This window comes from Saccharopolyspora sp. NPDC000359, from assembly GCF_040300525.1.
Taxonomy (GTDB): Bacteria; Actinomycetota; Actinomycetes; order Mycobacteriales; family Pseudonocardiaceae; genus Saccharopolyspora.
The window spans coordinates 70238-84951 of the sequence record NZ_JBEPDU010000033.1 but is presented as its reverse complement, the minus strand read 5'-3'; the positions used below and the strand labels follow the sequence as shown (position 1 = coordinate 84951).

The window sequence follows — 14714 nt, the reverse complement described above, 5'->3', positions numbered from 1 at the left end:
CTCTTCTGGCGAGTCACCCTCCACTGGCGCAAACCCAAGGGGTCGTGAGTGCGTAACAGTGTTCGAACACTGTTACGCACTCACGACCCCCGGCGCTGAGCCGAGAGGAACCCACCCCATTGAGGCCGGTTGAAGACGAGCATCCCGCCGTCGCGGTCCTTGATGTCCCGCGCGCTTCGTCCCGAAGCGGTGCTCAGCCGAGCGCTGGGAACCGCAGTTTCAATTGAAACTGCGATCCCCGCGCCTGGCCGATCGCAGTTTCAATTGAAACTGCGGATCAGCCGAGCGGTCGGGAGGCAGGAGGAGGAGTCCGTGGGGTGGTGTCGGCTGCGGTGGGCTTCGACGAGCACCCGCCCCGTCGACATCGAGCTCGCACCGGAGTTCTCGTGGCTCGGTCCGTGCCGGGAGTGGCCGGTGTTTCCGTAGCTGGTCACCGGCATGGCGGGGTGTTGTCGACGCCGAGCTGGGCCAGGAGTTCGGCCTCTTGCGGGGTGTACTCGCGGTCGGAGATCCGGCACAGGTCGTCGAACCACTGCTGCGGGTCGAGCGGGAGCACTTCCCGGTGCGCCGGGCGGTCGTCCAGGGTGAAGGTGCCGTCCTCCACGGTTTGCTGCTGGTAGTTGTTGCCGAGGTCCAGCGACGCCACTTGGACGCGGTCCCGCCACTGCCAGACGTACAGGTCGGACGTGCCCACGGCGAACAGGTAGTCGCCCGAGATCCCGATGACGTCCTGGCCGCTGGCGTTCAGCGGGGGCAGGGGCGTCATCGTGGTCAGGTCGAAGAGCGCGATCGAGGTGCCGGTCAGCTCGGCCACCGCGGCGACCGAACCGTCCTGGGACACCACGGGTGCGTGCGAGCCCTGGACCTCGAACCGGTGGAAGGGCTGCCGGTCTCGGAGGCCCCACACCTCCACCCCGTCGTTCCACACCAGGAGCTGGTCCTCGTGCCCCGGTCGCGGCACCACCTGCGGGCCGCTGTCCACCCGTTCCCCCGGTCCGCGCAGGGGCAGCGGCGGCGCCACCTGCCGCCCCGTTGCCGGGTCCCAGGACGACAGCACACCCAGGTGGCTGATCAGCACGGTTCCGCCTGGAGCAGTCGCCACCGACGCGTCCCAGACGTGGCTGACCTCGCCGGTGAACCCGGCGGGGGCCGGCAATCGGGCCTCGTGCTCCAGCACCAGCCCGGAAGCGCGGTAGATCCGCAAATCCAGGCCGTCGACCACGATGACGTGCTCGCCGGTCGCGTCGAAGGCGAGCGCGTTCGGGAGCCTCGGCGAAGGAACCTGGTCCAGGACAACACCTCGTGGGTCGAGCAGCACGAGCTGCGCCCGCTCGTCCGCAGCCGTGCCACTCGGGCCGTGCACGTACGTCACCCAGAACCGACCGTCCGGGCTCCGAGCGCTCCCGTTGTTCCAGACCTGCCTGCGCTCGTCGAGCCGCGTGGTGGTCGGGACCGTGCTCAGCTGCACGACGCCGTCGCGCAGCGAGATGACGTCGAGTGAACCACCGGCACCTCGGATCAGCGGGCCAGCACTGGGGATGTCATCGACGCCGAGCCAGGTCCCGGTGCGCCACCGCATGACCGCCGACCCGAACACCAGGTACTCGCCGCTCGCATCGACCGTGAAGCGGCACGACTCGAAGCTCCCGGTCGCTTCTTCGAGCACCGCGGGTTCGGTCGGGTGTGGGCCCCGCACCTCGCCGGAGAACAGGTCGTGGATGGTGAGCGCGCCATCCGCGCAGACGGCGGCTCTCGTCCCCGCGTCGAGGACGGCGAACTGCCACGACGGCGTCGGCGGTGACCGGCGGGCCTCCGCGCCGGACGCGAGGTCGCGCACCACGGCGAAGCGCTGGGTGTCGCCTTCCGGGCTCCGGGCCTCCTCGACCGTCACCAGCGAGCGGCCATCCGGCGACGGGTGGAATCCGTGGACCACCTCCGGACCGCGGTACGGGTGCTGGGCCGGTTCGGCGGTCGGGTCATCGAGGTCCCAGACCAGGACCCTGCCGTCCACGGAGTCCAAGGCGGCGAGGAACCTGCCGTCGGCGCTGAACCCCAGCTGCGCGGGAGTGAGCCACGGGTCCAAGGTGGTCGGCTGGTCCGCGTGGCTGAGGTCCCGCAGCTGGACACCGCGCTGCTCGTCCGCGGTCACCAGCAGCCGCCCGTCCGGGCTGAGCAGCAGTGTGGTGTCCGGGCTCGCCGGTAGCTCCAGGTGGCTGGGCTCGGGCCCGAACAAGCCCCACCACACGGTCGCGTCCTTGCCTGCCCCGCGTGGTTTCAGGGCGACCACCCCGCCATCGGCGCTGGCCACCATCTCCGTGACATCGACCAGCGACGGGTGGGCGGGAACGCGGTCGACCCCGCTCCAGTACAACCGCTGCTGGAACAGCGCGCCCCACGCCTCGGCGTTGCCCGGCTTTTCGCGCCAGGCGGCGAGCGCCAACTGCAAGGCCTGCGACGGGTTGTTCTCGGTGGCCCGGTTGGCTTCCTGCGCGAGCCGCCCGGCGTTGATCTGCCGGAGCCGCCCGTCCAGTTCGCGGTTGTTCGCCAGGACCACGCCGGTCAGCACCGCCGACACCAGCGCCAGGACGCTGACGACCGCGGTGGTGGTGCGCCAGCGGCGCTGCGTTCGGCGGTGGTCTGCTTCGGCGGCGTGGATGTAGTCGCGCAGCGACTCGGGGATGTCGCGGCGCCGTCGCAGCCAGGCCGAGGCTTCGGCCAGCAACGCCCCGGTGAGCTGGGCCCCGGAGTTCCTGAGGTCGTCCAACTTCGCCCGCCAGGACAGGAAGTCGGCGTCCTCGGCCAGCCAACCGCGCAGCGTCGGCCAGTGGTCGATCAGCGCTTGGTGGGGCAACTCCACCCGGCCGTCGTGCACGACCACCAGCCGTTCCCTGGCGAACTCCAGCGCGAGCTCCTGCAGCTCCGATTCCAGGTCCGCGAGGACCACGCTGCGCCGGACGTGCCCGTGCCCGCCGTCCGGGTGGGTCAGCTCGGTGAGCAACCGCCGGGCTCGGCGGAGCCCCTCGGTCCCCAGCCTGGCGAGGACGTCGTCAGCGCGTTTGCCGAGCGCGCCCGTGACCCGCCCCAGCCGCTGGTAGGCGCCGTGCGTGAGCCACACGCCCTGCTTGTGCTGCCAGAGCTGGTCGAGCACGGTGGACAGCAGTGCGAGTTGACCGGGCGGGCAGTCGTGCCGGATCGCTTCTGGCAACCCGGCCTCGAACGCCAGCCCGGCGCGCGCTGCCGGGACCTCGATCGCCTCGCGGAGCTGGTCCGGGCGCATCGGTTTGAGCAGCCAGACGGCCTGCCCGAGCTGTTGCGCGGTGTTCGGCGTGATCAGCTCGTCCAAGGACCGGGACCGCAGCGTGAGCACGACCCGCAGCGGGTGCTCGGCGAGCTGCTGGATGATCCGCTCCAGCTTCGCCCGCGCGGCCTCACGGTCCGCGACCACCTCCTCCTCGAACTGGTCCAGGAACAGCACCCCGCTGGTCGGCATCGGATCGCCATCGCCGAGCTCGACGACCTCGGTCCCAGCCTGCCGGAGCCGGGGGATCAGACCGGCGCGGACCAGCGAGGACTTCCCGCTGCCGGACGGCCCGGAGAGGGCGACCATGCGCTGCCGACCCAGCACCTCCAGCAGGTCGGCGACCTCCTCGTCCCGGCCGTGGAAGCTGTCCGCGTCGGACTCCCGGAACGGGTCGAGCCCGCGGTAGGGGTTGTGGTCGGAGTCGACCCACTCGCGCAACGCCGAGATCGGCAGCAGGTGCGCGGTGGCCTCGTTGCTGCCGGACCTGGTGACGACCATCCCGACGACGCCGCCCAGCTCCCGGTCCCACACCGGTGCGCCGCTGAAGCCCTGCACGATCTGCTCGTGGTCCGGGTCCACCGACATCTGCACCCGGTTCTCGCCCTGCGCACCCGCCAGGACCCCGTTCACCCACACCCCCCGCGGGTTGGCGGTGGTGCAGCCGAGGACCCGGAACCGGTGGTCGACCAGCGCACGGTCGAGCCGGACCGGAGCGGGGCGGATGCCGGACGGCGGATCGAGCAGACGCAGGACCGCGACGTCCTGGGCGGCGTCGAGCGATTCGACCTCGACCGCGCAGCTACCGGCCGCCAGCAACGGGAATTGCGCCGCGATGCCGTCCACGCCGTCGACGACGTGGGCACAGGTGGCGACGCGATCTCCAGGCAGCACGAACCCGGTGCCCAGCAAGGACCGACCCGCGACCAACCGCACCAACGACGCGGCGAGCGGCTCGGCCGCGGTGAGGTCGGACGTCATGCCACGCCTCCCGCCTCGCACGGGGGTTCAGTGCTGGTTCCAGCCGGGAGCAGGGCTTCCTCCTGCGGTGTGTAGGGGCGGTCCGCGAGCCGGCACAGGTCCGCGAACCAGCGGTCGGGTGCCATCGGGATCGGTGGACGCAGTCCGGGGCGCGCGTCGAGCAGGAACTGGTCGTCCCAGAACCCGGCGGAACCGTGCGAGGCACCCACGTCGGTCACCGCGGCGACCTCGCGGCGCCGCGGCCAGTCCCAGACGCCGAGCCCGTCGTTGCTGAAGGTGATCAGGTAGCGGTCGGTGATCCCGAAGACGTCCGAGGTGTTGATGCCGGACACCACGGTCGCGGTGTCCAGGTCGACGACGCTGACCGGGGGGCTGGTGATGTCGAAGGCGACGTACCTGCCGTCCGCCGACACGACGAAGTCCGACGAGGTGCCGCTTTCCCGGACGGGGAAGGAGTGCAGCACCGTCCGGGCGCGGACGTCCCGGACCGTCAGGTTCCCGTCCGCCAGCACGAGCAACTGCTCGGGGTGCCCGGGGCGCGCGCTGATGCGCGGGGTGCCCGGTTTCAGCCCACCCGCCCGAGGTCGTTCGACGACCAGCGGGGGTGCGGTCTGCGCACCCGTGCCCAAGTCCCAGAAGGACAGCATCCCCAGCGCGCCGACGACCAGGCCACCGTCGGCGGAGGGGAGCAGGGACACCCGGGTGTTCGCGGAGAACCCGTGCTCCGGCGGCTGGGGGAGCTGGAGCTCGCGTTCGAGCACCAGCCCCGCCGCGCGGAAGGTGCGCACCACCGGGCCGAGCGACAGTGCGATCCGCTCCCCGGAACCGTCGAAGGACAGGCGGATCGGCGTGTAGGTGAGGTCCGTGCCCGAGGTGCCCGGTACAGGCGTGGAGGCCAGCGGCGAGCCCTGTTCGTCCAGCAGCACGAGTTGCAGGCCGATGGCCTCCTGCGAGGTGTCCACGGCGGCCCACAACGTGCCGCCAGGCCCGCGGGTGAAGCGGCTGTAGTGGCCGAGGCCTTCCTCCGTGGTGGCCTCGATCCGCACCGACAGCGCGCCGTTGTGCCGGGTGATGACGGTCAGGTCGTGGTCACCGCGCGGGCGCAGCACGACCGTGTCGGACAGGTCGAACCCGACGAACTGCTGCTGCCAAGTCGGCCAGTGGACGAGCGGTGCTGGGAGGGTGTTGCCGCCCGACGACGGCACCAGGTACTGCCCGGTCAGGTCCGTGCTGAGGTGGGAGCAGCCGAGGGGGTTCGGCAGCGCTCCGGTCGTGCGCCCGGTGAGGGGTTCCACCGCCCGCAGTCCGCTGTCGTCGCAGGTGACCAGCAGCGTTCCGTTCCCGACGAGCAGGTCGTCGAAGTCGCTGGGATAGGTGCTCGTGGGCGCGCCGGTGGCCAGGTCGCGGACCACGACCTGCTGAGCGGAATCCAGGTCGAGGGACGACGCCTCCCAGGTGATCAGCGAACGCCCGTCGGGAGCGGGGAATGCTTCGCGGGCGGTTTCCCCAGGCAGGTGGGCGAAGTTGGCGCGGCTCGGCAACTCCGCCCCGCTGTGCAAGTCCCACACCCGCACGGGCTGGCCCTGTTCGACCGGTGTCGCGCTGATGAACCGGCTGTTCGCGCTGAAGCTGACCTGCCCGACCTGGACCGGGGGTGGGGTCAACTCGACCGCCCGGTCCTGGTCCGCCAGGTCGAGCACGCGCAAGTCGCGGCTCGGCATGTCCAGCACGGCGAGGAAGCGGCCGTTCGGGCTCAACGTCACCGCTGCCGGTGGCGATGAGCCGGGGTCCACCGGGAGCACCCGGTGCCGCGGGTGCGGACCGTCGATGTCCCACCACACCGAAGGCGCCTTCGACCAGTCCCCCGGGTAGGTGATCAGCACGCGGCCGTCGGCGCTGGCCGTCATCGACCAGATGTCGCCGGTCGGCAGCAGGTCGGGCGGGATGATCCGCTCGGTGCCGTCCCAGTTGACGCGTTGCTGGAGCAGCGCACCGAACGCCTCTGGGCTGTCGCTCCTCTCCGCGTAGGCCGCCATCGCGAGCTGGAGACCTTGGCGCGGGTCGACCGCGTTCGCCCGTTGGGACGCCTGCGCCAGCAGTGCGGCGTTGGTGGTGCGCAGTTGGTCCCGCGTCTGCACCGCGTAGCGCGCGACCACGCCGGTGAGCAGCAGTGCGACCAACGCCAGCGCGACGGACACGGCCGTGGTGGTGCGCCAGCGGCGTTGGTCGCGACGGCGGTGCGCTTCGGCGGCCTGGATGAAGTCGCGGTGTGCCGGGTCGATGTCGGTGGGCCGGGACCCGAGCCAGTCGAGGGCTTCGGCGAGTGCGGCACCGGTGAGGTGGCCGCCGGACGCGCGCAGGTCGTGCAGCTTCGCCCGCCAGGTGAGGAAGTCCACGTCCCGGTCGAGCCAGTCGCGCAGGGTCGGCCAGTGGTCGATGAGCGCTTGGTGGGCCAGGTCGACGCGGTCGTCCTGGATGGTGAGCAGGCGTCGAGCCGCGAGTTCCTGGGCGATCGCGCGGAGATCCGGGGTCAGGTCGTCCAGGTCGGCGCTGCGGCGGGCGTGGCCGCGTTCGCCGTCCGGGCGGGTGAGCTGGGTGAGCAGCTGGCGCGCGGCGCGGCGCTGCTGGACGTCCAGTGCGGCGAGCACACCGTCAGCCGCGGTGCTGATCGCGCCGGGCACGCGCCCGAGCCGCTCGTAGGCCTCGTGGGTCAGCCAACCGCCGTGGCGGTTCTGCCAGAGCTGGTCGAGCACCAGCGAGAGCAGCGGCAGCGTGCCCGGTTCGGCGTCATCCAGGATCCGCTGCACCAGGCCGGATTCGAAGGCCAGCCCGCCGACCACCGCCGCCGGTCCCTCGACGGCTGCGGCGAGCTGCTCGCGGGACATCGGTTCGAGGAACCACACCGCGCGGTTCAGCTCCTCGACGGTGTCCTTGGTGATCAGCTCGTCCAGCGACCGCGAGCGCAGCGTCAGGACCGCCCGCGCTGTCCCGGCCAAGCGGATCACCGCGGCGAGCTTCTCCCGCGCAGCCGCCGGATCCGCCGCTGCGGTCTCCTCGAACTGGTCCAGCACCAGGACCGTGCCCGGCGCTGGGAATTCGGGGACCGCGTCGCTCGCACCGAGGTGGACGACGGGCGAGCCGTGCTCTCGGAGCTTCGGGATCAACCCCGCGCGGACCAGCGACGACTTGCCGCTGCCGGACGGCCCGGCGACCGCGACGACGTCCTGGCGCCGCACCAGGTCGAAGAGCCGTTCCGCGTCGGCGTCCCGGCCGTGGAACAGCTCGGCGTCCTCCTCGCGGAACGGCCGCAGGCCCCGGTACGGGTTGCGGGCAGGTGTCGTCCAGGCGGCGCCGAGGGCGCTCGTCGGCACCAGGTGCGCGGTGGTGCCGCTGCGCGCCGACACGGTCACCACCATGCCGACCACCCCGGCCAGCTCCTCGTCCCAGACCGGCGCGCCGCTGAATCCCGGTTCGACGTGCCAGTGGTCGGGATCGACGGCCATCTGGACGCGGCCGGAACCTTCCGCTCCGAGCAGCCGCCCGGTCACCCAGACCCCGTCCGGCATGTCGTGCGGGAAGCCGAAGGTGCGGAAGCGGTGGTCGCGGACCTCACCGGAGATCCGGGCCGGGGCGGGCAGCGCGCCCGGCGGCGGTTCGGCCAACCGCAGGATGGCGACGTCCAGCCCGTCGTCGCGCTCCAGCTCCTCGACGGCGTGACCGCGGCTGCCCAGCAGCGGGAAGTCGACGACCAACCCGGTGTCCACGACGTGCGCGCAGGTGGCGACCACGTCCGGGGCGACCAGGAACCCCGCCCCCAGGACGCGCTGGCCAGCGCGCAACCGGACGAGGGCGGGGCCGACCGCCGCGCCGCCCATCAGGACTTGTCGACGCCGTTCCACTCGATGGTGACGTTGAAGTTCGCCTCGCCCGCCGACTTGGCCACCGCGAGGTTGGCCTCCCCGGTCACCTTGATGCCGAACTGCACGTTGATCTTCGACGGCGGCTGGTCCATCGCGCGCAGCTCGTCGAGCACCGCCTGGGCGGCGGAGCGGATGTTGCCCATCGCCTTCTGCACCGTCTGCGACGCCTGCACCACGCGGCTGCCGCCGACCGGGATCGAGCCCTGCCCGTCGACGGATTCGATGAGTAGCTCGCCGCCGTCTTCCAGCGGCATCTTCACCAACGACATAGGAAACCCCCAGTGCGCTGCGGAGGTGATCGAAGTTACCCCGAGATCCACCCGAATGTGAATGCCTTTGGCAACTCCCGGTAAGGCCCTCGTTCGGGTGACCTCCGGCCGTGTCTCGGGTCCTCCTGTGCGGGGTAGCCGGGAGACGGCATGCACAGGAGGCACGCGCGTCTTCCACCCGGAGGTGGTCTGCCATGAAGGCAGTCGTGTACCAGGAACCGTTCTCGGTTGCGGTCGACGAGGTGGACCGGCCGAGTATCCAGCACCCCAACGACGTGGTCGTGCGGATCACCTCGACCGCCATCTGCGGCTCCGACCTGCACATGTACGAGGGGCGCACGGCGGCCGAGCCGGGCATCGTGTTCGGCCACGAGAACATGGGCATCATCGAGGAGCTCGGCTCCGGGGTGACCAGCCTGAACCGCGGCGACCGCGTGGTGATGCCGTTCAACGTCGCGTGCGGGTTCTGCAAGAACTGCATGGCGGCCAACACCGGGTTCTGCCTGACGGTCAACCCCGGCTTCGCCGGCGGCGCCTACGGCTACGTCGCGATGGGGCCCTACACCGGTGGGCAGGCGGAGTACCTGCGGGTGCCCTACGCCGACTTCAACTGCCTGAAGCTGCCCGCCGACGGCAGCCACGAGACCGACTTCATCCTGCTCGCCGACATCTTCCCCACCGGCTACCACGGCTGCGAGCTCGCGCAGGTCTCGCCGGGGGAGAGCGTCGTGGTGTACGGGGCCGGGCCGGTCGGGCTGATGGCCGCCTACTCGGCGCTGCTACGCGGTGCCGCGCGGGTGTTCTGCGTGGACCGGATCCCGGAGCGGCTGGCCAAGGCGGAGGAGATCGGGGCCATCCCGATCGACTTCTCGCAGGGCGACCCGGTGGAGATGATCAAGGACCAGACCGACGGCGAGGGCACCGACAAGGGCGTCGACGCGGTCGGCTACCAGGCGCAGGTCGGCGACGGCACCAAGGAGGAGCCGGCCGTGGTGCTGAACTCGCTGATCGACACCGTCCGCCCGACCGGTCGGCTGGGCGTGCCCGGCCTGTACGTGCCGAGCGACCCGGGCGGGCCGACCGACGAGGCGAGGAAGGGCCAGCTGCTCGTCTCTGTCGGCCGGATGTTCGAGAAGGGCCAGGTCATCGGCACCGGTCAGTGCAACGTCAAGCGCTACAACCGGCAGCTGCGCGACATGATCATCGCGGGCCGCGCCAAGCCCAGCTTCGTGGTCTCCCACGAGCTGTCCCTGTCCGACGCCCCGGACGCCTACCGCAAGTTCGACCAGCGCATCGAGGGCTACACCAAGGTCGTCCTGCACCCGTGAGGTGAGCGCTTCGGGGTGGTCGGCGCACCCCGAAGCGCCCGCAGCAGGCTCAGCGGTCGAGAACCGAGCGGAGGGCCTCCGCCAGCTCGGTGGGGGAGCCCGCGCCCTGGCTGCGCCAGGCGATGAAGCGGTCCGGGCGCACCAGGACGGCCCCGTCCGCGGTGACGCCGTACTTGCTGGTCCAGTCCTCCCCGCCGAGCCGGTGCGCCCGCAGACGGACACCAAGGTCGGCGGCCAGCCGCTCGGCTGCCCGGGCCCACTCCTCGGACCCGGTCAGCAGCGCGAACCCGCGGCCGAACAGATCGATCGTGGAGACCTCGCCGTCCGAGGTGGTCACGCGGACATGCGGCGCGCGTGAGCCGGGGCGGCCGGTGGGCGCCGTCGGGTCCTCCAGCAGCTCGCCCTCGTCACCGGGTTCCGCGACGACCGCGCCGTGGTGCCGGTAGCCGAACAGCAGCATGCCGGGGTCCTCGATCGGCGGGGCGTCGTCGTCCCGCTCGAGGTGCGGCATCATGCGCGCGATCGCGTTCTTGTACTGGTTCTCCGCGATCAGCTCGCCCACTGGGCGCCGCTCGACGTCGTGGCTGTCCAGCAGCCCGGGCCCGGCTTCGCCGCGAAGCACCGCGGCCAGCTTCCACGCCAGGTAGAAGCCGTCCATGATCGCGGTGTTGCCGCCCATCCCGCCCTGCGGCGGCATGGTGTGCGCGGCGTCGCCGACCAGGTGCACCCGGCCCGCGGAGAACCGGTCCGCGACGTGCATGCCGGTCGTCGTGGTGTCGGCGGCGAGGACCTCCACCGCGAGGTCGGGGACACCGGTGGCCAGCCGGATCTGCTCGACAGCGCGCTCCGCGGGGAAGTCGGCCAAGCCCTCCCGCTCGGGGTCGTAGCCGACGCCGACCACGAACTGGTCCGGGTGGTCGGTGCTGGCCACCACGCCGCTGCCGCCGGAGAGCTGCGGGTTCTGCAGGTAGTGGAGGACCTGGCGGTCGCCCACGACGGGGGAGAGGTCGGCGCGGACCAGCCAGTGGACCGAGTGGCCCAGGCTGCCGCGCCCGTGGGTGCCGATGCCGAGCTGCTCGCGGATCGGGCTGCGGTGGCCGTCGGCGGCCACCAGGTAGTCGGCGTGCACCTCGCGGTTGCCGGAGAGCACCGCGTGGACGCCGGACTCGTCCTGGCTGAACGACTCCAGCGCGGTGGCGAAGCGGATCTCGGCCCCCAGCTCGCGGGCGCGCTCGGCGAGGATGCGCTCCGCAGCGGCCTGGCTGGCGTCAGCCGAACGGGCCGGCGTCAGCTCGTCGAGCTGGACGAAGGTGTCGTGCAGGATCTCGCGGAAGACCGGGCCGCTCGCGCTCCCGGCGATCCGGATCAGGAACCCGGTGTCCCTAGGCGAGGCCTCGACCATCGCCCCGGCCAGCCCCGCGTACCCCAGCGCCTCCATAACGTGGTGCTGCTGACCACGGGCTTTGGGATGGGTGGAGGTGCTCGGGTGGCGCTCGACCACCAGCGACGGTGTGCCGTGCAGGCCGAGGAAGACTGCGGTCGACAGACCGGCCAACCCGGCGCCGACGATCAGGACGGGAGTGCTTTCGGACATCTCGGTGACCCCTCTTCGCGAACGGCGTTCGTGTTACGAACACTGTTCTAGATTCGAACGGTGTTCGCGTCAAGTACGGTGTTCGGGACAGCAGCGTGTCGATGTTGGGGAGAACGATGTCGGTGCCCGTCCCGCCCTGGCGCCAGCGCGCGGCCCGCGAGCGGTCGGTCAAGCAGCCGCTGAGCCTGGACCTGATCGTGCGCACCGCGCTCGACCTGCTCGACACCGAAGGGCTCGACGCGGTCAGCATGCGCAAGGTCGCCCAGCGGCTGGGCACCGGAGCGGCCTCGCTGTACGCCTACGTCCGCAACAAGGACGAGCTGCTCGAGCTGGTGCTCGACCTGGTCATCGGCGAGATCACCCTGCCCGGACCCGACCCGGCGAAGTGGCAGGATCAGCTCAAGGACCTGGTCCGCCAGCAGGTCGCGGTGCTCAGCGCGCACCCCGGCATCGCCCAGGTCGTCCTGCGCACCCCGGCCCCGACCGGCCCGAACGCCCTGGACGTCAGCGAGGCGATGATGGCGATCCTGCGCGCGGCCGGGAAGTCCGACCGGGTGGTGGCCTTCGCGGTGGACGTCCTCGCCCTCTACGGCACGGCGGTGGCCATGGAGCGCACGGCGGACTTCGGCCTCACCGAGGCCGAGCGGCACGAGCGCCTGACCCAGGTCCAGCAGTACTTCGCCGAACTCCCCCCGGACCGCTTCCCGACCATCACGGCCCTCCTCCCGGCCCTGATGTCCGGCACGGACGAAGAACGCTTCGAGTTCGGCCTCAGCCTCCTGGTCCAAGGCCTCGCCACCACCAACTGACCCCGCCCCTGCGGGACCCCGCGACCCCAGTGGAAATCGCGTGGTCTCCGAGGCCGACTTCGGTGGGACCACCTGCGTGCAGCAGCGGACTCGGCTGTTCTGCGCGGCGTCCCGGGTGCACGTGGGGTGGTCGGGAGTGGACGGTGCGAAGTGGGGTGTTGCGATCGGGGACACGTTGGTGCGCAGGTGCGGCGTGGGTGCCGGGGTGGGCGGTTACTGTTGTCGGTCATGGATGTTCGGGTCGTGGATCACCCCCTGGCGAAGGCAAGGCTGTCCACCATGCGCGACGCACGCACCAACAGCGCTGCGTTCCGGGCCGCCCTGCAGGAGCTCACGCTGATGCTCATGTACGAGGCCACGCGGGACGCCGAGGTCGCGGTGGAGCCGATCCACACCCCGGTGGCGCGCACCGACGGCTACCGGCTCGCCCACCCGCCGCTGCTGGTCCCGGTGCTGCGGGCGGGCCTGGGCATGGCCGACCAGGCGCACCGCCTGATCCCGGAGGCGCAGATGGGCTTCGTCGGCCTGGCCCGCGACGAGACGACCCTGCAGCCTACGCCGTACCTGGAGTCGCTGCCCGCGGACCTGTCCGGCCGCCCGGTGTTCGTGCTCGACCCGATGCTGGCCACCGGTGGTTCGATGGTCCACACGATCCGCATTCTGACCGAGCGCGGCGCCACCGACGTCACGGCGATCTGCACCCTCGCGGCCCCGGAGGGCATCCGGAAGCTGGAGGAGTCCGGCCTCCCGGTCCGGGTGGTCACCGCGAGCATCGACGAGCGCCTCAACGAGTCCGGCTACATCGTGCCCGGCCTCGGTGACGCGGGAGACCGCGAGTACGGGGCGGTCTGACCCACCAGCGCCGCAACCTTCCTCGAATTCGGGTTCACCGCACGGATGCGGCCGGGGAGCGACTCCCATTCCCGGGGAAGTCGCATGACCCCGGGGCCGCGCTGAACCCAGGGCGACCTTGTCCGCACATCGCCGCCCCCACCGACTGACCTGCGGTGGGGGCGGTTGTCGTGCGCGGCTGGACGCAGTAGTCGTTTTTCGGCTGAACAGGCGATGGTTGGTCTAGACCTGCTTCGAATATGGTCTATACCACATGGAGCGATCCCCCCGATGAAGTAGGAGTCGCCATGTCCACTCGAAGACGACGGTTCCCGTTCCGGATCCCGGTGCTGATGGCTTCGGTCCTCGCACTGGGGTTGCCCGTCCTGGCCGCGCCAGCGGGCGCCACCGACACCCCCGCCGAACCCCAACCGCAGGTCGCGGAGGCCCAGCCGCAGGCTGCGGCCCGCAAGGTCGGGTACTTCACCCAGTGGTCGATCTACGACCGCAACTACTTCGTCAAGAACCTCGACACCTCCGGCGCCGCCGGGCAGCTGACCCACCTCAACTACGCCTTCGGCAATCTGGACGCCTCCGGCAAGTGCTTCCAGGCCAACCAGCTCGGCGAGGGCGACGCCTGGGCCGACTACCAGCGCAGGTTCACCGCCGAGCAGAGCGTCAACGGCCAGGCCGACGCCTACGACCAGCCGCTGGCGGGCAACCTCAACCAGCTCAAGCAGCTCAAGGAGAAGTACCCGGACCTGAAGGTCTACATCTCCTTCGGCGGCTGGACCTGGTCGAAGAACTTCCACGCCGCGGCGGCCACCCCCGAATCGCGCGCCGCGCACGTGAAGTCCTGCATCGACATGTGGATCCGCGGCAACCTGCCCAAGATCGGTGAGCCGCAGGGCGGGGACGGCGTGGCCGCCGGAATCTTCGACGGCGTCGACCTGGACTGGGAGTGGCCCGCATCCGAGGGCGGTCCGGGCAACGTGGTCGACCCGGCCGACAAGCAGAACTACACCGCGCTGCTGCAGGAGTGGCGCACCCAGCTCGACGCCGTCGGCCAGGAGCTGGGCAAGACCTACGACATCAGCGCCTTCCTGCCCGCCGACCCGGCGAAGATCGAGGCCGGGTACGAGGTGCCCGAGGTGTTCGACCTGCTGACCTTCGGCACCATCCAGGGCTACGACCTGCACGGCGCCTACGACCCGACGACCAACCACCAGTCGGCGATCTTCAGCCCGGACGGCGACCCGTCACCGGAGAAGTGGAGCATCGACCAGACGATCAACGCCTGGCGCCAGGCGGGGGCACCGGACGACAAGATGGTGCTCGGCGTGCCGTTCTACGGGCGCGGCTGGACGGGCGTGACCAACGAGAACAACGGCCTGTTCCAGAACTCGACCGGCCCGGCCCCGGCCACCTACGAGGCGGGCATCGAGGACTACAAGGTGCTCAAGGCCAAGGCGGGCCAGTTCACCCTGCACCGCGACGAGCAGGCCGGTTTCGCCTGGTTGTTCGACGGGACCACCTTCTGGACCTACGACGACGCGCAGGAGATCACCCGCAAGGTCGAGTACCTCAAGCAGCAGGGCCTCGGCGGCGCGATGGTCTGGTCGATGGACGGTGACGCCCCGGACGGGGAGCTGATGACCGCCATCCACAACGCCCTCGGCTGATC

General features: G+C 71.1%; 8 protein-coding genes. 4 read left to right on the top strand and 4 right to left on the bottom strand.

Annotated elements, in window-relative coordinates; translation table 11 throughout:
- Window positions 1-430: 430 nt before the first annotated feature.
- Genes ABT324_RS21275 through ABT324_RS21265 form a run of 3 tightly spaced genes read right to left on the bottom strand, consistent with a single transcriptional unit; the run spans window position 431 to window position 8468 of the window.
- A complete protein-coding gene (locus ABT324_RS21275; RefSeq protein WP_351180152.1) occupies window positions 431-4279 on the bottom strand; it encodes an nSTAND1 domain-containing NTPase in 3849 nt (1282 codons plus the stop codon).
- On the bottom strand, window positions 4276-8178 hold the full coding sequence (locus ABT324_RS21270; protein ID WP_351180149.1) for an nSTAND1 domain-containing NTPase: 3903 nt from the start codon (window positions 8176-8178) through the stop codon (window positions 4276-4278). The genes ABT324_RS21275 and ABT324_RS21270 overlap by 4 nt, the downstream gene beginning before the upstream one ends.
- Window positions 8154-8468 carry a CU044_2847 family protein gene (locus tag ABT324_RS21265; protein ID WP_351180146.1) on the bottom strand — a complete coding sequence of 105 codons (315 nt, stop codon included), beginning with the start codon at window positions 8466-8468 and terminating at the stop codon, window positions 8154-8156. Before ABT324_RS21265 ends, ABT324_RS21270 begins: the two co-directional genes overlap by 25 nt.
- Before the next feature lie 194 nt (window positions 8469-8662).
- On the opposite strand from ABT324_RS21265, the gene ABT324_RS21260 reads away from it, so the two are divergent.
- Window positions 8663-9796 (top strand): glutathione-independent formaldehyde dehydrogenase, encoded by a 1134-nt coding sequence (locus ABT324_RS21260; protein ID WP_351180143.1) that lies wholly within the window; start codon window positions 8663-8665, stop codon window positions 9794-9796.
- Between the two features lie 49 nt (window positions 9797-9845).
- Here ABT324_RS21260 and ABT324_RS21255 read toward each other — a convergent pair whose 3' ends face one another.
- Window positions 9846-11390: an FAD-dependent monooxygenase gene (locus ABT324_RS21255; RefSeq protein WP_351180140.1), complete on the bottom strand. Its 1545-nt coding sequence runs from the start codon at window positions 11388-11390 to the stop codon at window positions 9846-9848.
- Between the two features lie 116 nt (window positions 11391-11506).
- Between ABT324_RS21255 and ABT324_RS21250 the strand changes: the two genes are divergently transcribed.
- The 3 genes from ABT324_RS21250 to ABT324_RS21240 all read left to right on the top strand — a co-directional run bounded on the left by ABT324_RS21250 (window position 11507) and on the right by ABT324_RS21240 (window position 14712).
- The gene (locus ABT324_RS21250) at window positions 11507-12199 is read left to right on the top strand and encodes a TetR/AcrR family transcriptional regulator (protein ID WP_351180137.1); all 693 of its coding nucleotides are present in this window, start codon (window positions 11507-11509) and stop codon (window positions 12197-12199) included.
- 228 nt (window positions 12200-12427) lie between these two features.
- Window positions 12428-13051 (top strand): uracil phosphoribosyltransferase, encoded by a 624-nt coding sequence (upp, locus tag ABT324_RS21245; RefSeq protein WP_351180134.1) that lies wholly within the window; start codon window positions 12428-12430, stop codon window positions 13049-13051.
- A gap of 287 nt (window positions 13052-13338) precedes the next feature.
- Window positions 13339-14712, top strand: coding sequence for a glycoside hydrolase family 18 protein (locus tag ABT324_RS21240; RefSeq protein WP_351180131.1), 1374 nt, complete (start codon window positions 13339-13341; stop codon window positions 14710-14712).
- Window positions 14713-14714 lie beyond the last annotated feature (2 nt).